General features: G+C 64.2%; 1 pseudogene. It reads left to right on the top strand.

From position 1 onward, the window contains the following. Positions 1 to 404, top strand: a pseudogene (locus NW858_RS11960) (ABC transporter); the annotation flags it as partial. Positions 405 to 579: the final 175 nt, after the last annotated feature.

A 579-nucleotide genomic window follows, 5' to 3' on the forward strand; every position in this document is an offset into this window, starting at 1 on the left:
ACTACAACCGCCGCTACGGGGCAACAGTCTTGTTGACCAGCCACTACATGGCCGACATTACGGCGCTCTGTGAACGGGTGCTGGTGATCAGCGCCGGGCAACTCATTTACGATGGCGGCCTCGAGGAGCTGCGGCAGCGCTTTGCCCCCTATCGCGAGGTGAAGCTGGAATTGGCTCGCCCCTGCCCCCTCGCCCAATTGCAAGTCTATGGAGAGCTGCGCAGCGAGGGGGATCCCGGCAGCAGCTGTGAGGCGCGGCTGTGGGTGCGGCGGGAACACCTCACCCAGACGGTCGCCCAGCTCCTGGCGGATCTGGAGGTGCTGGACTTGACGGTAACAGACCCGCCGATCGAGGAAGTAATCAGGCGGGTGTTTGCGGAAGGGATCCCTGCAGCCCGCTCCTAGAGGAGCACTCCTGGCGGCAGCCCATCAGATCTTCTGGGTGGCAGCCTGCCGTTGCTCAGCCGTCGAGCGGGCCGCGTGCAGAGCGGCGTAAAGCTTATTGAGGGCGTTCATATAGGCCGGGGTCTTATAACCAAATCCCAGCCCCCCCGGCCCGACGAGAGATGCTGTGGCGGGG

It is taken from the genome of Synechococcus sp. H55.10 (assembly GCF_047502715.1).
Classification (GTDB): domain Bacteria; phylum Cyanobacteriota; class Cyanobacteriia; order Thermostichales; family Thermostichaceae; genus Thermostichus.